Raw genomic sequence first — 20,888 nt, forward strand, 5'->3', positions numbered from 1 at the left:
GGTGGGGCCGATTTCCTTTGCGGGGAAAGGCGGTTAATCGGCCCGCCTCTTGGTGTTCACCGAAAGGCCGCCCGGCGGTCGGTGGGAATGCCGGGGCGGCGCCTAGCGTCGGCCGCGTGGTCAAGCTCTCCGTCGTCGTGCCGTTCTTCAACGTGCAGACATACGCCCCCGACACCCTCACGAGCCTGCGGGCCAACGCCCGCGAGGACTTCGAGTTCCTCCTCGTCGACGACTGCTCGTCGGACCGGACCCCGGAGCTCCTCGAACGGGCCGTGCGCGAGATCCCGGGTGCCGTCCTGATCAGGCACGAGCACAACGAGGGCCTCGCCACGGCCCGGAACACCGGCCTCGACGCCGCCCGCGGCGAGCACATCGCCTTCCTCGACGGGGACGACTGGCTCGCTCCCGGCTACTACGGCCGACTGGTCGACGCCGCCGAGTCGCTGCGCTGCGACTTCCTGCGCACCGACCACGTCACGGTCACCGGCCGCAACCGCGCGGTGCGCCGGGTGCCGGTCCCCCGGCGCGGCGAGGTGCTGCGTCCGCGGGACGCGATCCTGCCGTCGCACCGGACGACCTCGGTCGACTACCCGTACGCCTGGGCCGGGATCTACCACCGTCGGCTCCTCGACCGGGGCCTGCTGCACTTTCCGCACGGGTTGCGGACCGCCGAGGACCGGCCGTGGATCTGGAAACTCCACCGCGAGGCGGAATCGTTCGCCGCGATCGGGGAACTCGGTGTGTTCTACCGGCGCGGGGTGGCGACCTCCCTCACCCAGATCGGCGACGTCCGGCAATTGGATTTCATCCGCGCCTTCGACCAGGTGATCGAGGAAACGGCGAAGGACCCGGATGCGGATCTCCTCCTTCCCAAGGCCGTCCGTACGTATTGCGCGGTGATCTCCCATCACATCGGGTCGATCGAAAGGTTCGAACCCGAGGTGGCGCGCCGGCTGAAGGCGATGAGCGCGGGGGCGCTGCGGCGGATGCCGCAGGGGGTCCTCGACGAGGCCCTGACCGCGATGGGCGGGGACCGCGCGACGATGCTGCGCCGGCTGCGCAGGCGCCGGCCCGCGCCGCCGCCGGCGGGCCCGGACCGCGGGCCCGCGGCCGGCACGGGCTCCGGCCCGGCGGCCGGCTCCGGCGGGTCGGCGGAGGTGGCCGCGTGAGCGACCGCCGGACCACCCAGATCTTCTGCGCCTCCACCCTCTACGGCGCCGTGACGCTCGCCGCGGCGCTCGACAGCGGCTGCTTCGGCCCCGCCGACCGCCGGATCCTCCTCGTCACCCACAACGCGGCCGTGCCGGAGACCACCCCGGCCCTGGACGAGGCCGAGGGCTTCGAGCGGCTGCGCGGCCGCTTCGACTCCGTCCTGTCCTGGAACGAGACGATCTCCCCGCTCCATCCGGCCGGCTGGACCCCGCGCCCGAGCGATCTGCCGCTCCTCCAGCGCCATCTGAACAGGCTCTGGGACCTCGGCGACGACCGCGTCGAACTCGCCCTCGAATCGCTCCAGGTCACGCCCGCCCTCGCCATCGCCCAGCTGATCCCCGACGCGCCGATCACGGCGTACGCGGACGGTCTGATGAGCTACGGCCCGACCCGCAACAAGATCGACCCGCTCGTCGGCGGCCGCGTGGGCCGGCTGCTGCACCTGGACCTCGTCCCCGGGCTCGCGCCGCTGCTGCTCGCCGAGTTCGGGGCGGTGCCGGAGGCGGTGCCGACGGAGGCGTTCACGAAGGTCGTCGAGGAGCTGGCCGGGCCGGCGGGCCGGGAGGAGGGCCCCGCGCTGCTCCTCGGCCAGTACCTGGCCGCGCTGGACCTGCTGACCGCCGCCGAGGAGGAGGAGCTGCACCTGCGGATGGTCCGGGGCGCGATCGCCCGCGGCCACCGGCGGCTCGTCTTCAAACCGCACCCGACGGCCCCGGACTCCTGGTCGCGGACCCTGGTGGAGGCGGCGCAGGAGCTCGGCGCCGTGCTGACCGTCGAGGACCGGCCGGTGCTCGCCGAGGTGCTCTACCGCGAGCTGCGGCCCGCGCTGGTCGTCGGCTGCTTCTCCACGGCGCTGCTCACGGCGTCGACCTTCTACGGGGTGCCGACCGCCCGGGTCGGCACCCGCGCCCTCCTGGAACGGCTCACCCCGTTCCAGAACAGCAACCGGATCCCGCTCACGGTCGTCGACGCGGTCGTCCCGCCCCTGGAGGAGAGGGACGGCGACGACGCCGGGATCGGCACGGAGCAGCTGAACGACCTGGTCGCGGCGGTCGGCTTCGCGATGCAGCCGAAGATACGCCCGGAGCTGCGGGAGTCGGCGGTGCGGCACCTCTCGGGCCCGCTCGCCGAGCGCACCCGGCACCACTTCACCCGGCGCCGCCTCACGGTCCTGAACCTGCCGGGCGGCCTGCCGATCCCCCGCCACCCGAAGGTCCGCCGGCTCGCGCGCCGCGCGCTGCGGCTGCGCAGGGCGCTGAAGCGCTGAGGAACCACCACCGGGACGGCGGCCCGGGAACCCGTGCGGGGGTTCCCGGGCCGCGGTGGTCCTCCGGGGGATCAGGCGCGGACGATCGGCTCCTGGATCTCGGAGACCCAGCCGGCCGGGTCCTCGGGGCACTCCAGGTACAGCTCACGGGCGTAGCCGGCCGACCGGTAGCCGTTGGTGTCGATCCAAGCGGCCAGGGTCTGCGCGGTCGGCAGGACCTCGTCCATCGAACCCCGGTGGACGATGGTGGCCGCCTCCTCGATGCCGGGCAGGACGCGCACCTCGACGCCCTCCGCGACCGTGCCGTCGGGCACGGTCGTCGCGGCGTGCACGACGACCGAACCGTCACCCCTGCCCGCGTCCTCGTAGTACGCGACGGCCGGGCCGAAGCCGGTGACGCCCGCGCTCTCCAGCCGGCCGCACAGCTCCTCGTACAGCGGCCCGATGACCGGGCCGATGTCCTCCGGTCCGAAGCCCGCGGCGACCGAGCTCAGTTCGGCGACGCGGACGGCGGGGACCTTCTTGACAACGACGTCCTGGGTGGACATGCGTCCCTCGCTCTCGATGGCCCGGAGCCTCGCGCCGACCTGGGCGAGCCGGGCCCGCGCCGCCTCCAGGGCCGCCTCCAGCTCGGCCTGGCGCAGGCGCAGCATCCCCCGCAGCTCCTCCGCGCCGACCTCGTCCCGGAGGATCGCCCCCACCTGTTCGAGGGTGAAGCCGAGCTCCTTGAGCGCGATGACGCGGTTGAGGGGGGGCGAGCTGGTCCGCCGTGTAGTAGCGGTAGCCGCTGTGCGGGTCGACGTGGGCCGGGCGCAGCAGTCCGATGGCGTCGTAGTGGCGCAGCATCCGGACCGACACCCGCCCGTGCCGGGCGAAGTCTCCGATGGCGAACATGACGCCCCCTACGGAACGGCCTCACACCGTGTGAGGGTCAAGCGGGCCGGTCAGGCGCTGCTGAGCGAGAGCTTCGCGGCGAAGCCGAGGAAGAGGGCCCCGGCGGCGGAGGTCGCTCCCGCCGAGAGGCGCTTGCGGCGGCGGAACGCCTCGGCGAGCCGGGTGCCGCCGAATATGAGGGTCGTCAGGTAGAGGAAGCTGCCGAGCTGGAGCAGGGTGCCGAGGACCAGGAAGGAGAGCGCCGGGTAGGCGTAGGACGGGTCCACGAACTGCACGAAGAAGGAGATCAGGAAGAGGATCGCCTTCGGGTTGAAGAGGCTGATGACCAGCGCGCGGCGGTAGGGGTGCTCGGACGGTCCGGCGTCCGGCTCGGCGGCGGCCTCGACGGCGGTCTCGTGCCGGGTGCGCCACATGGCCAGGGCGGCCCGCAGCATGCCGATCGCCATCCAGGTCAGATAGCCGGCGCCCGCGTACTTCACGATCATGAAGAGGAACGGGGTGGTCTGGAGCAGCGAGGCGGCGCCGAGGGCGGCGAGGGTCATCAGGACGGCGTCGCCGGTGAACACCCCGGCGGCGGCCTTGTATCCGGTCCGGGTGCCCTTGCGGGCGGCGACGGACAGCACGTACAGCGAGTTCGGCCCCGGGAGGAGGATGATGAGGACGAGCCCGGCGAGATAGGTCGGCAGATCGGTGACACCCAGCATGGAGCGGAGTGTCGCACACCGGTACGACACTCCGCTTTGGGTTTCGACGGGTGGAATCGGCTAGAACGCGTCGCTCGGGACGTACGTGCCCCAGACCTCCCGCAGGGCGTTGCAGACCTCGCCGACCGTGGCCCGGGCCCTGAGGGCGTCCTTCATCGGGTAGAGCACGTTGTCCGTGCCCTCCGCCGCCTTCTTCAGCCCGGCGAGGGCCGCGTCCACGGCCGCCCGGTCGCGCTCGGACCGCAGGCGGGCGAGGCGCTCGGCCTGCTGGGCCTCGATGGCCGGGTCGACGCGGAGCGGCTCGTAGGGCTCCTCGACGTCGATCGTGTAGCGGTTGACGCCGACGACGACCCGCTCGCCGCTGTCGGTCTCCTGCGCGATCCGGTAGGCAGAGCGTTCGATCTCGTCCTTCTGGAAGCCGCGCTCGATCGCGCTGACCGCGCCGCCCATCCCCTCGATCCGTTCCATCAGCTCCAGGGCGGCGGCCTCGACGTCGTCGGTCATCCTCTCGACGACGTAGGAGCCCGCGAAGGGGTCGACGGTGGCGGTGACGTCCGTCTCGTACGCCAGGACCTGCTGGGTGCGCAGGGCCAGGCGGGCGGACTTGTCGGTCGGCAGCGCGATGGCCTCGTCGAAGGAGTTGGTGTGCAGCGACTGCGTGCCGCCGAGGACGGCCGCGAGGCCCTGGACGGCGACGCGCACCAGGTTGACCTCGGGCTGCTGGGCGGTGAGCTGCACGCCGGCGGTCTGGGTGTGGAAGCGCAGCATCCACGACTTGGGGTTCTCCGCGCCGAACTCCTCCCTCATCACCCGCGCCCAGATCCGGCGGGCGGCGCGGAACTTGGCGACCTCCTCCAGGAGGGTCGTGCGGGCCACGAAGAAGAAGGAGAGGCGGGGCGCGAAGTCGTCCACGTCCATGCCGGCGGCGACGGCGGTGCGGACGTACTCGATGCCGTCGGCGAGGGTGAACGCGATCTCCTGCGCGGGCGAGGCGCCGGCCTCGGCCATGTGGTAGCCGGAGATCGAGATGGTGTTCCACTTCGGGATCTCGGTCCGGCAGTACTGGAAGACGTCCGCGATCAGCCGCAGCGAGGGCTTCGGCGGGAAGATGTACGTGCCGCGGGCGATGTACTCCTTGAGGACGTCGTTCTGGATCGTGCCGGTCAGCCTGTCCGCCGGGACGCCCTGCTCCTCGCCGACGAGCTGGTAGAGCAGGAGCAGCAGGGCGGCGGGGGCGTTGATCGTCATCGACGTGGAGACCTCGTCCAGCGGGATGCCGTCGAACAGGACCCGCATGTCGTCGATCGAGTCGACGGCGACGCCGACCTTGCCGACCTCGCCGTGCGCGATCGGGGCGTCGGAGTCGTGGCCCATCTGGGTCGGCAGGTCGAAGGCGACCGACAGGCCCGTGGTGCCGTTGGCGATGAGCTGCTTGTAGCGGGCGTTGGACTCCACGGCGGTGCCGAAACCGGCGTACTGCCGCATGGTCCAGGGCCGGCCGGTGTACATCGAGGGGTACACCCCGCGCGTGAAGGGGTACGAGCCCGGCTCGCCCAGCTTCTCGGCGGGATCCCATCCGTCCAGGGCGTCCGGTCCGTAGACCGGTTCGATGGGCAGCCCCGACTCCGACTCGCGCGCCATGTCCTGTGCCTCCCGGTAGACCCGTGGCCCGGGCCTGCCGCCCGGGCCTGTCGCTCCCTTCCCACAGGATGCGCGGTTCGCGGCCCGGGTGCGCAACCGTACGCGCGCGGGAAGCATCCCTACGTACACACGTCACACCTCGGGGGCAACGATGAAACGGTCTTCGTCCGTCATGCGCAGAGTGGTCCTGGCGGCCGCGGCGGTGGCACTCGCCGCCGGCTGCACGCCGGACGCCGCCGGTACGGGCACGGGGGCGGGCACGGCTCCCGCGCCGAGCTCGGCCGCGCCCGGCACCGCTCCCGCCGCCACCCCCACCACGGACGACAAGCCGCCGTCCCCTTCCGCCTCCGCCACCGCTCCCTCTGCCGCCTCCCCCTCCGCCGCGCCCTCGACGGGGAAGCCCCTCATGGACGACGGGGACGAGAACGAGCAGGTCCGCGAACTCCAGGCGCGGCTGCGGCAGCTCGACTTCTTCGACCGGGCTCCCACCGGCTTCTACGGGACGATGACGGCGGCCTCGGTCAGGAAGTTCCAGGCGCGCCGGGGGCTGCCGGAGACGGGCGTGGTCGACGCGGCGACCTGGCAGCAGCTGCTCTCCGTCACCCGGAAGCCGACCGCCGACGAGCTGGAGCCCGCGACGACGAACGAGCTGGACGCCCCGGACCCGCGCTGCATGACCGGCCGGGTGCTGTGCATCAGCAAGGAGAGCCGGACCCTCGCCTGGATGATCGACGGCAAGGTCGTCTCCTCGATGGACGTCCGCTTCGGCTCGGAGAACACGCCGACCCGCGAGGGCCTCTTCAAGGTCGAGTGGAAGGCGAGGGACTGGACGTCGACGATCTACCACACGCCCATGCCGTACGCGATGTTCTTCAGCCGCGGCCAGGCCGTGCACTACTCGGCGGACTTCGCGGCCCGCGGCTACGCCGGTGCCTCGCACGGCTGCGTCAACGTCCGGGACCGGACCAAGCTCTCCGCCCTCTTCGACCAGGTGAAGGCCGGCGACAAGGTCGTCGTCCACTGGTAGGGGTCGCGTCCCGGGAGGGGAAGGGGCGCGGGTGGGACCGGGGGAACGTGTCCCACCCGCGCCAGGTGCGCGGAGCCGTAGGTACGGGGGGAACCCCGGCTCTCTGCGCGGCCGATGACCAGTCGGCACTTCTTACTGCGTCGGGGGGTCGAGAAGTGTTACACCCCGAGCGGAAGACGTGTCCCGGCGGTGATTCCCGCGGGCGGTACGGCGGTGACTCCGGTGTCGAGGCGGGCGCCTCCGTTCTGGTTCCCGGTGCCGCCGCGCTGGTCGCCGCTTCCGCCGGCGCTCGCGGAACCGCTGCCGGATCCGCCCTTGGACCCGCCCTTCGAACCGGTCGCCCGGTCGCCGTCGGAGGAGTCGTCGGAGTCGTCCTTGCCGTCGCCCTTGGAGCCGCCCCCGGCGGAGTCCTGGCCGCCGCCCTCGGAGGTGCCGGTGTCGCCGGAGAGGATCCGGTCGCAGTAGACGCGCAGGGTGTCGCCGTTGCGCAGGGTCTTCAGGAGTTGCTGCCGGCCGGTGGCGTCGAGATTGCCCTTCCGGTACTCCCGGCAGGCCTGGAGGGCCTGCTCGCGGCCGGCGGTCGGACCGGTGCCGGCCGCGTCGCCGCCTCCGGGCGTCGTCCTGCCCGGTGTCGGGGTCCCGGGGGCCCGGGTGACCGTGCCGCGCCCGTCCGGGGTGCGGGGGGTGGGGGCGGTGGACCCGGAGTCGGCCGAGGGGGACGGGCCGGGCGTGGGGTCGCCGCCGTCGCCCGGTTCCGTCGGGGGCGTCTCGGGGTCCGGGCGTATGCCGGGGTCCTCGGAGACGAGCGGGTCCGTCGTCCCCCCCGCCGAGACGGAGCTGGCGGGGGCGGGGCCGATCAGCGGCAGCACGCCCGTGCCGGCGGCGACGGCGACGCCGCCGACCGTGACGGCGGCGACCGCGGCGGCCAGTCCGTACCGCAGGGAACGTCCCCAGCGGCGCGCGGGGGCGGTCACGGGCGCGATCCGTATCCGGCCGAGTTCGCCGAGGGTGGCGGGGCCGACGGGCGCGGGGGCGGCGGCCGTGGCGGCCCGCTCGGCGGTGGCCTTGCGGAAGGCGGCGAGTGCCGCCGCCTCGCCCGGCAGTTCGGTGCCCGCGGCGGGCGGGACGGCGGGGACGCGGGCCGTGCCGAGGGCTTCGGCGAGGCGCGCGGCCTCGGCGCGCGCACGGTCGTCGACGGCCTCGACCGGCTCACCGCGGAGCAGCCGCTCCGCGGCCTCCTGATCGAGCCACTGGTACCGCTCGTCGGCCATCACATGTCCTTCTGCGTACGCGGACGTGATTGCGTCACACCGCCGGGGGCCACGGGCCCCGGTGTGCGGCCGCGTTGCGGAGGGACGCCGTCCAGGGGGACGACGGTTCCCGGGCCGTCGCCCTGCCCTGCGTCGGCCCCGAGGAGTTCGGCGAGCTTCTTGAGCCCCCGGTGCGCGGCGGTGCGCACGGCGCCGGGGCGTTTCCCCAGGGTGTCGGCGGCGCTCTTGGCGTCGAGGCCGACGACGACGCGCAGGACGACGGCCTCGGCCTGGTCCTGCGGGAGCTGGGCGATCAGCTGCATGGTGTCGCCGGTGGAGAGGGCCTCCAGGGCCTCGCCGGCCGTGTCGGAGTCGGCGGGCTTGTCGGCCAGTTCGGTCTCGTCGGCGCCCGCGGCGGGGCGGCGGCCGCGCATCCGGACGTGGTCGAGGGCGCGGTTGCGGGCGATGCGGGCCGCCCAGCCGCGGAACCGGTCCGCGTCGCCGTCGAAGCGGTCGAGGTCGCGGGCTATCTGGAGCCAGGCCTCGGAGGCGACGTCCTCGGCGTCCGCGTCGCCGACCAGTGTGCGTATGTAGCCGAGCAACCGGGGGTGCACGGCGCGGTACACAGTACGGAAGGCGTCCTCGTCCCCGTCCTGCGCAGCGAGCACCGCGGCCGTCAGCTCCGCGTCGTCCCCCAGCACTCCCCTAAACCCTGTTCGTCGGCAGCGTGGCCGCGTCCCGCGTCATCGCGGCTGGTCATCACCGCCACGCCGGCTCGCGCACCTGCACGCTACGTGGTGTCGCGGCGTCCCGTCCACGCGGTCCGGGGTCTTTGTGCAACTTGCAACCTCTGGGCGGCCGGAGGTGGTGTGACAGAAACCGCACGCCCGGCGCTGATAGGAGTACGGAGCCGTGCTGCGGCTCCGTGGACGACGACCGGGGCCTCTCCTGTGGGGGGTGGCGGCCCCGGTCGTCTCCCTTTTCCCCTCTCTCTTCCTCACTCTTTCTCGTGACCTTTCGCCTCCCGGGGCGCAGTACGCCCTTCGAGTGTCAACCGACAGTTGACAGTCGAGGGGTGTCAACCTAAGGTTGCCTCATGACGAATCCAGTCGGCCCGAAGATCCCCGTCCGTCTCGACGAACTCATCGACGCCATCAAGAAGGTCCATCCGGACTCCCTGGAGCAGCTCTCCAGTGCGGTCATGGCGGCGGACCACCTCGGCGACGTCGCCGACCACCTCATCGGCCACTTCGTGGACCAGGCCCGGCGCTCCGGCGCCTCCTGGACCGACATCGGCCGCAGCATGGGCGTCACCCGCCAGGCGGCCCAGAAGCGCTTCGTCCCCAAGGAGCCCGACGCGGAGAAGATGGACCCGAACTCCGGGTTCAGCCGCTTCACCCCGCGCGCCCGCAAGGTGGTCGTGGCCTCGCAGGAGGAGGCCCGGGCGGCCGCCAACGACCAGGTCACGACCGGCCACCTCGCCCTCGGCCTGCTCGCCGAGCCCGAGTCGCTCGCCATGCGGTGGCTGCTCGGGCACGAGGTGACGGCGGAGGCGGTGCGCGCCGCGGTGACCCCGGCCCTGCCGCCGCGGACCGAGGAGATCCCGGCGCTGATCCCGTTCGACGCGGACACGAAGAAGGTCCTGGAGCTGACGTTCCGCGAGGCCCTGCGCCTCGGCCACAAGTACGTCGGCACCGAGCACATCCTGCTGGCCCTCCTGGAGCACGAGGACGGGCAGGGCGTACTGAGCGGGCTCGGCCTGGACAAGGCCACGGCGGAGCGGGAGATCGCCGAGGCGATCTCCTCGGTCACGGTCCAGGAACCGGAGGCCTGACCGGGGTTCCGCGTACGGAGCGGAGGGGGTGACCGGCGCCGGTCACCCCCTCCGCTCCGTACGCGGAACCCCGCGGCTCAGGCCGTCCGCGCCCGGCGCGAGACGACCGCGCGCAGCACCCTGCCGCCCTCGGTGGACACCTCGCGGGCCCGGCGCAGCCCGGTGGGCCCGTGCGCGGCGGCCTCCAGGACGGCCAGCTGACGACGGAGCTCCCCCGCGAGCAGCGGGCCCGCGCCGTCCGCGTCGCCGGCCCGGCAGCGCTCGACGAGCCCGTCGGGCACCCCGGCCGCGTCGTACCGCCCGTGCAGGGCGAGCGCCGCGGCGGAGCAGTCGCCGGCCCAGACGCGCAGGGCCCCGGAGGTCCAGGCCGCCGGGGCCTGCGCGAGCATGCGGCGCACGGCCCCGGCGTCCTCCGTGCCGTCGACGTCGAGTTCGACGCGGGCCTTGGCGACGGCCTCGCCCCACGCGCCTCCGTCGCCGCGCGCGACGGCCGCCCACACGGGACGCAGGGCGTCGGCCCGGTCGGGGGCGAGCAACGGCAGACAGCGGTCGAGGCAGGCGAGTCCGGCCGCGGCCAGCCCTCGCTCGTCGGCCCCGTCGATCAGTTCCAGCAGGCTCCGGCCGTTCCCCGACGTCATGGACGCCTCCTCGCCACCCGATGCGGACGCAGTACTTCCCCTACTGCGCCGAGGGGCGCTTTTTCGTCACTGCGCGGCCGGAATCATGCCAGTGGCCTTGGCGCGCTGCATAGAGGTCAGACGCCGGACGACGAGGATCGCGAGAACGGCGGCGACGAGGTTGACGGCATGACTCACGAGGGACCGGACGGCGGCGGAGTCGTAGGCCTCCTGCGTGTCGGCATGCTTGTACAGCTGCCCGGAGAGCCTGCCCACGACCCAGTCGGCGACCCAGAACGCCCACCAGGCATTCAGGAGCGCCGGCCCCTGACCACCGTCGGCGGCGTACGGCTGCCGTCGGCTGGCCCGCCAGATGTCGACGGCGATCCCCCGCGGGATCCAGAGGTTGCCGATCGGGACGAACCAGCCGCCGACGGCCCAACCGGGCTTCCGGCCCCGCAGATCACCGGCCCAGACCCCGGCGTTGGTCCGCAGTCGGTGGAACCAGACGACGAAGACGACGACGGTCGCCGCGAACAGCGTGAAGGACATGCTGTAGGTCACGTTCAGGTCGACCGACCCGAACACGGCCGGATCGAAGGTGTAGGGCATCGCGTCGGCCATCAGCCAGCGGACCTCGAACAGCCCGAGCAGGACGTCGAAGAGGATGTTTCCGGCCAGCAGGGCCACGACGGCCTTCGCGAGGCCGGTCGGATCCTTGAGCGTGAGCAAGTGGTTCCCCCCAGGAACGCGCGGCGGCCGCTCGGCCGCCGCCGGGGGAACGTACGCGACCGGGACCGATCACGTCCATGCCGAAAGATCACCGCACCTTCGACGCCAGCGCCTTGAACTGCGCCCAGGTCAGCGCCGGTGGTGCCGGGTCCCAGACCTTCTGGGCCAGGGCCGCGAGCGGCAGGCGGATGCCGTCCGCCACCTGGGCCTGCGTCTGCGCCCGGGACAGGTCGCACCAGACCGCGAGCCGGCCGCCGAGGATCTGGGGGTCGTACCGCGCCGGCACGGGGGTGGAGCCGCGCAGGACGCGGGGGGTCCACTGCTCGTAGATCCGGCGGCCGGTGGGGTACGGGAACCTATTGGGCTCGCCCAGGATGTAGTAGAGGTAGTCGTCGTTGAGGTTGACCACCTTGCGGCCCTCGCTCAGGTACGAGACGGGGAGCCGGGCGCCGATCTCGCGGCCCGTCCAGTACTCGACCTCCAGGTCCTTGTCCGGGCCCACCACCCCGCCCGTGAAGAAGCCGTCGTTCCAGGCCTTGAGGGTCTTGCCGGTGGGCCGGACGACGGCCGCGCGGTCGTTGAGCCAGCCGGTGGCGAGGTCCTGGACGCGGCCGGAGGGCCCGTACTTCGCGACCGCGGCCCGTGCCAGCTTCGGGTAGCTCGCCTCGGGGTTCTTGGACATCAGGGCGACGTACTCGTCGCCGCCGAGGTGCCAGTACGCCCCGGGGAAGAGCCCGGCGTACTCGCGCAGCAGCTCGTCGACGATCTTCGCGGCGTCCGGGTTCGAGATGTCGACGGTCCCGCGCGGGGTCCGGCCGCTCGCGCTGACGAGCTGGAGGCCCGGGTGGGCGGAGATGACGGCGCCGAGGTGCCCCGGGGAGTCGATCTCGGGGATCACCGTGACGTGGCGGCTCGCGGCGAGGGCGAGGATCCGGCGGACCTCGGCCTTGGTGAGGTGCTCGGCCGAGACGACCTCGGGATGACTGGAGGACTCGATCCGGAAGCCCTGGTCGTCGGAGAAGTGCAGCCCGAGCTGGTTGAGCTTCAGATCGCTCATCTCGCGGATGCGGTCCTCGATCCAGGCGGCGGTGAAGTGCTTGCGGGCGATGTCGAGCATGAGTCCGCGCTGCGGTTTCGCGGGCCGGTCGGTGACGGTCCCCTCGGGGGCGGCGCCGGTGGCCTTCACCGACTGCTTGAGGGTGCGGGTGCCGTAGAAGACCCCGGCCTCGTCGGGGCCGGCGATCCGGACGCGGCCGCCCGTCACCGTCAGGGTGTACGACTCGGGGGCGCCCGTCCCGCCGAGGGCCAGTTCGACGTCCCCCGGCCCGGCCGCGGCGGCGCCGCGGTACGGGATGCCGAGCTCCCCGGCGAGCAGCCGCCCCTCGTCGGCGAGGGCCCCGCTGTTCGCGGCGAGGACGACCCCGCCCGTGGGCGCGGGTCTCCAGCCGGGGCCGCGGGCCGCCCGGTGGACGCGGACGGCGGGGACGGTGCGGGGCGCGGTGGAGAGGGGATGGGTCTTCGTCGGGGTGGGCGTCGGCGTGGGGGCGGGCGGCACGGCGCTCGTGGGCGCGGCAGCGCTCGTGGGCGCGGCGCTCGCGGACGCGCCCGTGGCGGACGGGCCGGAGGGCGGGCCGGACGGAGAGCCGCTCGAGCAGGCCGCCGCGGTGGCCAGCGCCACCGCGGTCGCCAGGAGGGCGGGGGCCCGACGAGGCCCTCGGGGGGAGTACCGCATCATTCGGAATCCTCCCGTAAGGACGGGAATCCGACCACTCGGCGGGGCGGAAGCCGATCGTCCGTCATCTGTTCCGAAACTCTCCCTTCCGGGTGAAAATCGCGCATCCGTCGGACACTTCCCCCATCCCGTCGATAACGTTGAGTCACGTCCACCCCACCCGTCCCGGAGCACCGGAGTCCACGCTGACCAGCGACACCCACGCCCCCTGCCGGAAGCCGGGCGCCGCGGACACTCCTGCCCTGCCTGCCCAGCAGACACACTCCCGGCACACCGGGGGCCTCGTCGGATTCAACGCGGCCCCGCCCGCCGAGGCGGTGGCGCTGCTGCTCTCCTGCTGCCACAGCACGCGCTGGGCCGAACGGGTGGCGGCGCACCGTCCGTACCCGACCGTGGACGCCCTGCTCGCCGCCGCCGACGAGGCCGGGTACGACCTCTCCCGCGCCGATCTCGACGAGGCCCTGGCCGCCGAGTCCTCCGCGCCGCCCCATCCGGACGCCCCGCCGGCCGCCCGGACCGCGCTGCGGGCCGCCCACGCCGCGTACGAGAGCAGCTTCGGACACGCGTTCGTGATCAGCCTCGACGGAGTGCGCCCCGGGGAGCGGCTCGACCAGTTACTGGCCGGTATCCGGTCACGTCTCGGCAACGAAGCGGAGGAGGAGCGGGTGGTCGCCGCCGACGAGCTCCGCCGCCTCGCCCGCTCCCGGCTGGCCTCCCGGGTGACCCAGGGGCTCACACCACGACACCCCGGACCGTGATTTCGTCAGCAATGCGGCGATTTCGGCCTGTGTGATAGGCCGTCCGTGCCTGTTTGATCACACCGATGGACCCCGGGCGAGCGAACCGACGAGTCGTCGCTACGATGACCGGGGCCGGTGGACCGTACCCGGCCGGGTCAGACCGACAGAGAAGCCGGCCGACCCTGATCCCCGCTCCCGGAGGGTTTTTCCGTGCCGGCTGGAACGCTGTACCGCGGCCGGGAAGGAATGTGGAGCTGGGTGGCTCATCGAGTCACCGGCGTCCTCATCTTCTTCTTCCTGTTCGTACACGTGCTGGACACCGCTCTCGTCCGCGTCTCCCCCGAGGCGTACGACGAGGTCGTCGCGACCTACAAGACGCCGATCGTCGCTCTTCTGGAGTACGGCCTGGTCGCCGCCATCCTCTTCCACGCGCTGAACGGCCTCCGGGTCATCGCCGTGGACTTCTGGTCCAAGGGCCCGCGCTACCAGAAGCAGATGCTCTGGACCGTCGTGGGCATCTGGGTCGTGCTGATGGCGGGCTCCCTTTACCCCGTCCTCGGCCACGCCGCACGTGAACTGTTCGGGAGCTGACGCCAGACATGTCGACTGACACCACCTCCGCGATCGGACCCGTCGAAGGCGGTCCGCGCTACGACGTGGACAACCCCGCGCCGTACATCGAGGCCCCCCGCAAGCGCACGGGCCGGACCCCGCGCGCGACCCGCGGCAACTTCGAGATGGCCGCGTGGCTCTTCATGCGCCTCTCCGGCGTGGTCCTCGTCGTCCTGGTCCTCGGCCACCTGCTGATCCAGCTCTTCCTGGACGGCGGCGTCTCCAAGGTCGGCTTCGCCTTCGTGGCCGGCCGCTGGGCGTCCCCGTTCTGGCAGGTCTGGGACCTGCTGATGCTCTGGCTCGCCATGCTGCACGGCGCCAACGGTCTCCGCACGGTCATCAACGACTACGCGGAGCGGGCCAACACGCGCCTGTGGCTCAAGGGCCTGCTGTACACCGCCACGGTGTTCACCATCCTTCTGGGCACGCTGGTGATCTTCACCTTCGACCCGAACATCCGCTAGGCACGGGGCTGAGGTAATCCACGTCATGAAGATCCACAAGTACGACACCGTCATCGTCGGCGCCGGCGGCGCCGGCATGCGCGCCGCCATCGAGGCGACGAAGCGCAGCCGCACCGCCGTGCTGACGAAGCTCTACCCCACCCGCTCCCACACGGGCGCCGCGCAGGGCGGCATGGCCGCCGCGCTGGCGAACGTGGAGGAGGACAACTGGGAGTGGCACACCTTCGACACGGTCAAGGGCGGTGACTACCTGGTCGACCAGGACGCCGCCGAGATCCTGGCGAAGGAGGCCATCGACGCCGTCCTCGACCTGGAGAAGATGGGCCTGCCGTTCAACCGCACCCCGAACGGCACCATCGACCAGCGCCGCTTCGGCGGCCACTCCCGCAACCACGGCGAGGCCCCGGTCCGCCGGTCCTGCTACGCCGCGGACCGCACCGGCCACATGATCCTCCAGACGCTGTACCAGAACTGCGTCAAGGAGGGCGTGGAGTTCTTCAACGAGTTCTACGTCCTGGACCAGCTGATCACCGAGGTCGACGGCGTCAAGAAGTCCGCCGGCGTCGTCGCGTACGAGCTGGCCACCGGCGAGATCCACATCTTCCAGGCGAAGGCCGTGATCTACGCCTCCGGCGGCACCGGCAAGTTCTTCAAGGTGACCTCCAACGCCCACACCCTGACCGGTGACGGCCAGGCCGCCTGCTACCGCCGCGGCCTGCCCCTGGAGGACATGGAGTTCTTCCAGTTCCACCCGACGGGCATCTGGCGCATGGGCATCCTGCTGACGGAGGGCGCCCGCGGTGAGGGCGGCATCCTCCGCAACAAGGACGGCGAGCGCTTCATGGAGAAGTACGCGCCGGTCATGAAGGACCTCGCGTCCCGTGACGTCGTCTCCCGCTCCATCTACACGGAGATCCGCGAGGGCCGCGGCTGCGGTCCCGAGGGCGACCACGTCTACCTGGACCTGACGCACCTCCCGCCGGAGCAGCTCGACGCCAAGCTCCCGGACATCACCGAGTTCGCCCGTACGTACCTCGGCATCGAGCCGTACACGGACCCGATCCCGATCCAGCCCACCGCGCACTACGCCATGGGCGGCATCCCGACCAACGTCGAGGGTGAGGTCCTGGCGGACAACACCACCGTCGTCCCGGGCCTGTACGCCGCCGGCGAGGTCGCCTGCGTGTCGGTGCACGGCGCCAACCGCCTCGGCACCAACTCGCTCCTCGACATCAACGTCTTCGGCAAGCGCTCCGGCATCGCCGCCGCCGAGTACTCCGCCAAGAACGACTACGTCGAGCTGCCGGAGGCCCCCGAGGCCTTCGTCGTCGCCCAGATCGAGAAGCTCCGCAACTCCACGGGCAACGAGCGGGTCGCCGACCTGCGCCGTGAGCTCCAGGAGACGATGGACGCCAACGTGATGGTGTTCCGCACGGAGCAGACCATCAAGACGGCCGTCGAGAAGATCGCCGAGCTGCGCGAGCGCTACGAGAACGTGTCCATCCAGGACAAGGGCAAGCGCTTCAACACCGACCTCCTGGAGGCCATCGAGCTGGGCAACCTGCTCGAACTGGCCGAGGTCATGGCCGTCTCGGCCCTGGCGCGCAAGGAGTCCCGCGGCGGTCACTACCGCGAGGACTACCCGAACCGCGACGACGTCAACTTCATGCGCCACACCATGGCGTACCGCGAGGTCGGCGAGGACGGCTCCGAGACCGTCCGTCTCGACTACAAGCCGGTCGTCCAGACCCGCTACCAGCCGATGGAGCGTAAGTACTGATGGCTACTCCCGTACTGGACAAGGTGGAGAAGGACTCCGCCGCCTCCCCGTACATCACGGTCACGATGCGGATCCGCCGCTTCAACCCCGAGGTGTCGGACGCCGCGGTCTGGGAGGACTTCCAGATCGAGATCGACCCCAAGGAGCGTGTGCTCGACGCCCTCCACAAGATCAAGTGGGACGTCGACGGCACGCTGACCTTCCGCCGCTCGTGCGCGCACGGCATCTGCGGCTCGGACGCGATGCGGATCAACGGCAAGAACAGGCTCGCCTGCAAGACGCTGATCAAGGACATCAACCCCGAGAAGCCGATCACGGTCGAGGCCATCAAGGGCCTGACGGTCCTGAAGGACCTGGTCGTGGACATGGAGCCGTTCTTCCAGGCGTACCGGGACGTCATGCCGTTCCTGGTCACCAAGGGGAACGAGCCGACGCGCGAGCGCCTGCAGTCCGCCGAGGACCGCGAGCGCTTCGACGACACCACCAAGTGCATCCTGTGCGCCGCGTGCACGTCGTCCTGCCCGGTCTTCTGGAACGACGGCCAGTACTTCGGTCCGGCCGCGATCGTCAACGCGCACCGCTTCATCTTCGACTCGCGTGACGAGGCGGGCGAGCAGCGCCTGGAGATCCTGAACGACAAGGACGGCGTGTGGCGCTGCCGCACCACGTTCAACTGCACGGACGCGTGCCCGCGTGGCATCGAGGTCACGAAGGCCATCCAGGAAGTGAAGCGCGCGCTGATCACGCGTCGCTTCTGACGTCCTGTTCGGTCGGGGAGTCCGCTTCTGTACGCTGCGGCGTGCAGGGGCGGGCTTTTCCCTTACGCCCGGCTTTTCCATCGCGCAGAGAATCGGGGACTGATGAGCGAGCCGAACCCTTACGCGGACGGTGAGTACAAGTGGGGGCCGGGGCAGCAGGGCGGGGCGCCCGGGGGTCCGGCGTACGGATATCCGCAGGACGCGACGCCCGGGTACGGGTACCCGCAGACGCCGCCCTACCAGCCGACCCTGCCGGGCGGCGTGGCGGTGCCGCCGCAGTACGGGCCCGTGGGCGGGGGCGCGCCGGTGCTGAGCCTCGGCGACATCGTCGTGGTCGGCGACCAGATCATCACGCCGGCCGGCACCATGCCCCTCAAGGGCGCCGTGTGGAACGCGATGGACATGTCGCGGACCGAGGAGAAGATGCCCACGGTGGCGATCGTCCTCGCCGTCGTCTTCTTCGTCCTCTGCTTCCTCGGCCTGCTGTTCCTGCTGATGAAGGAGAAGCAGACCACCGGCTTCGTCCAGGTCACGGTGACCAGCGGCGGCCGCCACCACTCGACGATGATCCCGGCGACGAGCCCGGACACCATCCACTGGGTCATGGGACAGCTGAACTACGCGCGCTCGCTGAGCATGTGACGCGCGCGCCCGGGCCGTCGACGGGCTCGGGCGGGCCGGACCCGGGCGGCCTCAGGCGTGCCAGGTGTGGGCGGGGCCGCCCGCCTCCGCCTCGACCATGATCCGGCGCAGCATGCCGTTGAGCAGGTCGCGTTCCTCGGGGGTGAGGACGCCGAGGAGCCGCTCCTCCTCGTGGCCGAGGACGTCCATCGCGCCGAGCCAGGTCTCGCGGCCGGAGGCGGTGAGCTCGACGACGACCCGGCGGCGGTCGGTCGTGGACCGGGTGCGGCGGACGAAGCCGCGTTTCTCCAGGGCGTCGAGGCGCCCGGAGACGGAGGCGGGGGCCAGGTCGAGGTCCTGGGCGAGTTCGGAGGGGGCGGCGCTGCCGCCGCGTCCCGCGAGCTTGTGGAGGGTGTCGAACTCGTGGCGTTCCAGGTCGAAGTCGACGAGGGACTGCTCCCTGACCCGGCGCAGATGGACCGAGAGCTTCTTCATCCGGGTGACCGCGCCCTCGACGACGGGGTCGAGGCGGGGCAGGACGGGCTGCCAGCGGTCGACGTGGTCGTCGGTCCAGTCGCGCGGGGTGCGCGGTCCGCGCGGTTCCTCGGAGGGCGCCATGGGGTGATCGTACGTCGGTGCGGGCATCTTTCCCTCCGAAAGTACTTCGTTGACGAAATATTCGGCACCGAAATACTCTGCTGTCCATGCCCACGGCCTCCGCGCGCACCGCCCCGCCCCCGTCCGTCCCCCACCCCCTGCGCACCCGCCCCTTCCGCCTCCTCTTCACCGGCCGCGCCCTCTCCCTGCTCGGCGACGCCGCCATCCCCGCCGCCCTCGCCCTCGCCGTCCTGGAGGCCACCGGCTCCACCTCGGCGCTCGCCCTGGTCCTCGGCTGCGCGATGGTCCCCAAACTGCTCCTGCTGCCGCTGGGGGGCGTCGCCGGAGACCGCTTCGACGCCCGTACGGTCGCGCTCGCCACGGACCTCGTCCGCTGCGCCACCCAGCTCCTCGTCGGCGTCCAGCTGCTCGGCGGCTCCCCCGGCCTCGCCGTCCTCGCGGTCGCCGAGGCCCTCGGCGGCGCCGCCGGAGCCTTCGCCATGCCGACCGGCTCGCCGCTCGTGAAGGGCACGGTGCCGGAGGAGGCCCTGCACCGGGCCAACGCGGCGATGGGGGTCGCCCAGAGCGCCACCCGCCTCGCGGGACCCGCGCTCGCCGGCACCCTGGTCCTGACCGTCGGACCCGGCTGGGCGTTCGTCCTGGACGCGGCCACCTTCGCCGTCAGCGCCCTGCTCCTGACCGCCGTACGGGTGAAGCGGGTCCCCGTCCCGCGCCGCTCGCTCCGCGCCGACCTCGCCGAGGGCTGGCAGGAGGTCCGCTCCCGCGACTGGTACTGGAGCAGCCTCATCGGCCACAGCGCCTGGAACGGCGCCGCCGCCGTCCTGATGACCCTCGGCCCCGCCATCGCCGTGGACCGGCTCGGCGGCGGCACCACCTGGGTCGTCCTCCTCCAGGTCGGCGCCGTCGGCTTCCTCCTCGGCACGCTGCTCGCCGACCGGGCCCGCCCCCGGCGCCCGGTCCTGACCGCGAACCTCGGCCTCGCCACGTACGCGCTGCCGCTGGTGCTGCTCGCCCTCGCCGCGCCCGCGCCGGTGACGATCGCGGCGTACGGGCTCGCGCAGGCGGGGCTCGGCTTCCTCTCCCCCGTCTGGCAGACCGCCGTCCAGCGCGCGGTGCCCGCCCGCGCGCTCGCCCGGGTCACCTCGTACGACTGGCTGCTCTCGCTCGCCGCGATGCCCCTGGGATACGCCCTCGCCCCGCTCGCCGCCGCGGCCTGGGGACCTCACGTACCGCTGCTCGTCGCGGCGGCGGCCGTCGGCGGGTGCTGCGCGGGGACGGTGCTGGTGCCGGGGGTGAGGCGGTTCGGGTAGGGCTCTCGGCACCCGGCCCGGCCGACGCGCCGCCCCTTGGACGGGGCGTGCCCGTGCCACCTCGCAGTCGCCCCGCACCGCACCCGCGCCCCGCTCGCGCCCCCACCGACTTGAACACGTTCAAGAGGAGGTCTACAGTCATGACCGCCAGCTTTTGAACGCGTTCAAGGGAGGGTGGGGCATGGACCTCACTGTCGTCGCGTACATCGTCTACCTGCTGATCGGCGTGGCCCTCACCATCTGGGTCGCCCGCACCCTCAGCCGCAACGGAAGGATCTTCCTCTCCGACGTCCTGCACGGGAACGAGAAGCTCGCGGACGCCGTCAACCACCTCCTGGTGGTCGGCTTCTACCTCGTCAACTTCGGCTTCGTCGCCCTCTACCTGAGCCAGGACGCCGCCGTCGTCGACGCCCGGGCGCTCTTCGAGGCCCTCTCCGTCAAGCTCGGAGTGGTCCTGCTCGTCCTCGGCGTGATGCACCTCGGCAACGTCTACGTGCTCAACAAGATCCGGCGCCGCGGGGTCATGGAGCGCGAACAGGTGCCGCCGGTCGGCCCCCAGGGCTGGACCACGACCCCCAAGGGCGGCCCCTGGGCACCGCCCGCGCCCCAGGGCTGACCGACCGTGCCCGCCCCGACCGCGAGGCCGGCCCCCACGACCCCCGTGGGACGCCTGACCGTGCTGTACGACGCCGACTGCCCGCTCTGCGTGCACCTCCGGCACTGGCTGCTGCGCCAACGGCAGCTCGTCCCGCTCGACTTCGTACCGGCCGGCTCGCAGCAGGCACGGCGCCTCTTCCCGGCCCTCGACCACACCGCCACCCTGCGGGAGATCACCGTGATCGGGGACCGGGGCCAGGTCTACCGCGAGACCTCCGCCTGGATCGTCTGCCTCTGGGCCCTGGCCGACCACCGGCCCAAGGCCCACTGGCTGGCCACCCCCGCCGGACAGCCCTTCGCCCGGGTGACCGTCCTGGCGGCCGCGAAGTGGCGCGAGGCCCTCAAGGCAGCGGGCCCGGACGACCGATCCTGCCGGGACGGGCACTGCGAGGTGCCCGGACCGCCCGGTTAGGCTCGC

The 20,888-nt window shown here is 72.3% G+C and carries 21 protein-coding genes and 1 pseudogene; 13 read left to right on the top strand and 9 right to left on the bottom strand.

Going from position 1 to position 20,888, the window contains the following annotated elements:
* Positions 1–116: 116 nt before the first annotated feature.
* Both IE180_RS02990 and IE180_RS02995 read left to right on the top strand, forming a co-directional pair.
* Positions 117–1,169 (top strand): glycosyltransferase family 2 protein, encoded by a 1,053-nt coding sequence (locus IE180_RS02990; RefSeq protein ID WP_190155134.1) that lies wholly within the window; start codon positions 117–119, stop codon positions 1,167–1,169.
* Positions 1,166–2,479: a polysialyltransferase family glycosyltransferase gene (locus IE180_RS02995; RefSeq protein ID WP_190155135.1), complete on the top strand. Its 1,314-nt coding sequence runs from the start codon at positions 1,166–1,168 to the stop codon at positions 2,477–2,479. The genes IE180_RS02990 and IE180_RS02995 overlap by 4 nt, the downstream gene beginning before the upstream one ends.
* A 71-nt stretch (positions 2,480–2,550) precedes the next feature.
* Here the strand turns inward: IE180_RS02995 and IE180_RS03000 are convergent.
* The 3 genes and pseudogenes from IE180_RS03000 to IE180_RS03010 form a co-directional block, all read right to left on the bottom strand.
* Positions 2,551–3,373 (bottom strand): annotated as a pseudogene (locus tag IE180_RS03000) (MerR family transcriptional regulator).
* A 50-nt stretch (positions 3,374–3,423) separates the two neighbouring features.
* Positions 3,424–4,077: a leucine efflux protein LeuE gene (gene leuE / locus IE180_RS03005; RefSeq protein WP_190155136.1), complete on the bottom strand. Its 654-nt coding sequence runs from the start codon at positions 4,075–4,077 to the stop codon at positions 3,424–3,426.
* A gap of 60 nt (positions 4,078–4,137) precedes the next feature.
* Positions 4,138–5,718: an acyl-CoA mutase large subunit family protein gene (locus IE180_RS03010; RefSeq protein ID WP_190155137.1), complete on the bottom strand. Its 1,581-nt coding sequence runs from the start codon at positions 5,716–5,718 to the stop codon at positions 4,138–4,140.
* Positions 5,719–5,890: 172 nt separating this feature from the next.
* Between IE180_RS03010 and IE180_RS03015 the strand changes: the two genes are divergently transcribed.
* Positions 5,891–6,745 (top strand): L,D-transpeptidase family protein, encoded by an 855-nt coding sequence (locus tag IE180_RS03015; protein ID WP_308434349.1) that lies wholly within the window; start codon positions 5,891–5,893, stop codon positions 6,743–6,745.
* A 158-nt stretch (positions 6,746–6,903) separates the two neighbouring features.
* Here the strand turns inward: IE180_RS03015 and IE180_RS03020 are convergent, their stop codons facing one another.
* Together IE180_RS03020 and IE180_RS03025 are read right to left on the bottom strand one after the other, a co-directional pair.
* Entirely contained in the window at positions 6,904–8,016 is a 1,113-nt protein-coding gene (locus tag IE180_RS03020) for a hypothetical protein (protein ID WP_190155232.1), read from the bottom strand.
* Positions 8,016–8,696: an RNA polymerase sigma factor gene (locus IE180_RS03025; protein WP_190155139.1), complete on the bottom strand. Its 681-nt coding sequence runs from the start codon at positions 8,694–8,696 to the stop codon at positions 8,016–8,018. Before IE180_RS03025 ends, IE180_RS03020 begins: the two co-directional genes overlap by 1 nt.
* 395 nt (positions 8,697–9,091) lie before the next feature.
* Here IE180_RS03025 and IE180_RS03030 point away from each other — a divergent pair, with 395 nt between their 5' ends.
* Complete coding sequence (locus IE180_RS03030) at positions 9,092–9,829, top strand: Clp protease N-terminal domain-containing protein (RefSeq protein WP_190155140.1); 738 nt, start codon at positions 9,092–9,094, stop codon at positions 9,827–9,829.
* Positions 9,830–9,906: 77 nt separating this feature from the next.
* On the opposite strand, the gene IE180_RS03035 is transcribed toward IE180_RS03030, so the two are convergent.
* From IE180_RS03035 to IE180_RS03045, 3 genes are all read right to left on the bottom strand, one after another.
* Positions 9,907–10,467 (bottom strand): hypothetical protein, encoded by a 561-nt coding sequence (locus tag IE180_RS03035; RefSeq protein WP_190155141.1) that lies wholly within the window; start codon positions 10,465–10,467, stop codon positions 9,907–9,909.
* Positions 10,468–10,533: 66 nt separating this feature from the next.
* Positions 10,534–11,178 (bottom strand): DUF4328 domain-containing protein, encoded by a 645-nt coding sequence (locus IE180_RS03040; RefSeq protein WP_190155142.1) that lies wholly within the window; start codon positions 11,176–11,178, stop codon positions 10,534–10,536.
* Positions 11,179–11,266: 88 nt separating this feature from the next.
* Complete coding sequence (locus tag IE180_RS03045) at positions 11,267–12,913, bottom strand: beta-N-acetylhexosaminidase (protein WP_190155143.1); 1,647 nt, start codon at positions 12,911–12,913, stop codon at positions 11,267–11,269.
* Between the two features lie 137 nt (positions 12,914–13,050).
* On the opposite strand from IE180_RS03045, the gene IE180_RS03050 reads away from it, so the two are divergent.
* The 6 genes from IE180_RS03050 (at position 13,051) to IE180_RS03075 (ending at position 17,906) form a co-directional block, all read left to right on the top strand.
* Positions 13,051–13,668, top strand: coding sequence for a 2-oxo-4-hydroxy-4-carboxy-5-ureidoimidazoline decarboxylase (locus IE180_RS03050; protein WP_190155144.1), 618 nt, complete (start codon positions 13,051–13,053; stop codon positions 13,666–13,668).
* Positions 13,669–13,860: 192 nt separating this feature from the next.
* Positions 13,861–14,241: a succinate dehydrogenase, cytochrome b556 subunit gene (gene sdhC, locus IE180_RS03055; protein WP_015035721.1), complete on the top strand. Its 381-nt coding sequence runs from the start codon at positions 13,861–13,863 to the stop codon at positions 14,239–14,241.
* Positions 14,242–14,249: 8 nt separating this feature from the next.
* Positions 14,250–14,726 carry a succinate dehydrogenase hydrophobic membrane anchor subunit gene (locus IE180_RS03060; RefSeq protein ID WP_030687527.1) on the top strand — a complete coding sequence of 159 codons (477 nt, stop codon included), beginning with the start codon at positions 14,250–14,252 and terminating at the stop codon, positions 14,724–14,726.
* A 25-nt stretch (positions 14,727–14,751) separates the two neighbouring features.
* The gene (gene sdhA / locus IE180_RS03065) at positions 14,752–16,506 is read left to right on the top strand and encodes a succinate dehydrogenase flavoprotein subunit (RefSeq protein ID WP_123454928.1); all 1,755 of its coding nucleotides are present in this window, start codon (positions 14,752–14,754) and stop codon (positions 16,504–16,506) included.
* Positions 16,506–17,264, top strand: coding sequence for a succinate dehydrogenase iron-sulfur subunit (locus IE180_RS03070; protein ID WP_030687532.1), 759 nt, complete (start codon positions 16,506–16,508; stop codon positions 17,262–17,264). Before sdhA ends, IE180_RS03070 begins: the two co-directional genes overlap by 1 nt.
* Positions 17,265–17,366: 102 nt before the next feature.
* A complete protein-coding gene (locus IE180_RS03075; RefSeq protein ID WP_190155145.1) occupies positions 17,367–17,906 on the top strand; it encodes a hypothetical protein in 540 nt (179 codons plus the stop codon).
* Between the two features lie 51 nt (positions 17,907–17,957).
* Here the strand turns inward: IE180_RS03075 and IE180_RS03080 are convergent, their stop codons facing one another.
* Positions 17,958–18,503, bottom strand: a complete 546-nt coding sequence (locus IE180_RS03080; RefSeq protein ID WP_190155146.1) for a MarR family winged helix-turn-helix transcriptional regulator — start codon at positions 18,501–18,503, stop codon at positions 17,958–17,960.
* 86 nt (positions 18,504–18,589) lie between these two features.
* Here IE180_RS03080 and IE180_RS03085 point away from each other — a divergent pair, with 86 nt between their 5' ends.
* The 3 genes from IE180_RS03085 (at position 18,590) to IE180_RS03095 (ending at position 20,882) form a co-directional block, all read left to right on the top strand.
* Entirely contained in the window at positions 18,590–19,813 is a 1,224-nt protein-coding gene (locus IE180_RS03085) for an MFS transporter (RefSeq protein ID WP_190155147.1), read from the top strand.
* A gap of 181 nt (positions 19,814–19,994) precedes the next feature.
* On the top strand, positions 19,995–20,429 hold the full coding sequence (locus IE180_RS03090; RefSeq protein WP_190155148.1) for a hypothetical protein: 435 nt from the start codon (positions 19,995–19,997) through the stop codon (positions 20,427–20,429).
* 45 nt (positions 20,430–20,474) lie between these two features.
* A complete protein-coding gene (locus IE180_RS03095) occupies positions 20,475–20,882 on the top strand; it encodes a thiol-disulfide oxidoreductase DCC family protein (RefSeq protein WP_190155149.1) in 408 nt (135 codons plus the stop codon).
* Positions 20,883–20,888 lie beyond the last annotated feature (6 nt).

The organism is Streptomyces litmocidini (assembly GCF_014649755.1).
GTDB classification, from domain to species: domain Bacteria; phylum Actinomycetota; class Actinomycetes; order Streptomycetales; family Streptomycetaceae; genus Streptomyces; species Streptomyces litmocidini.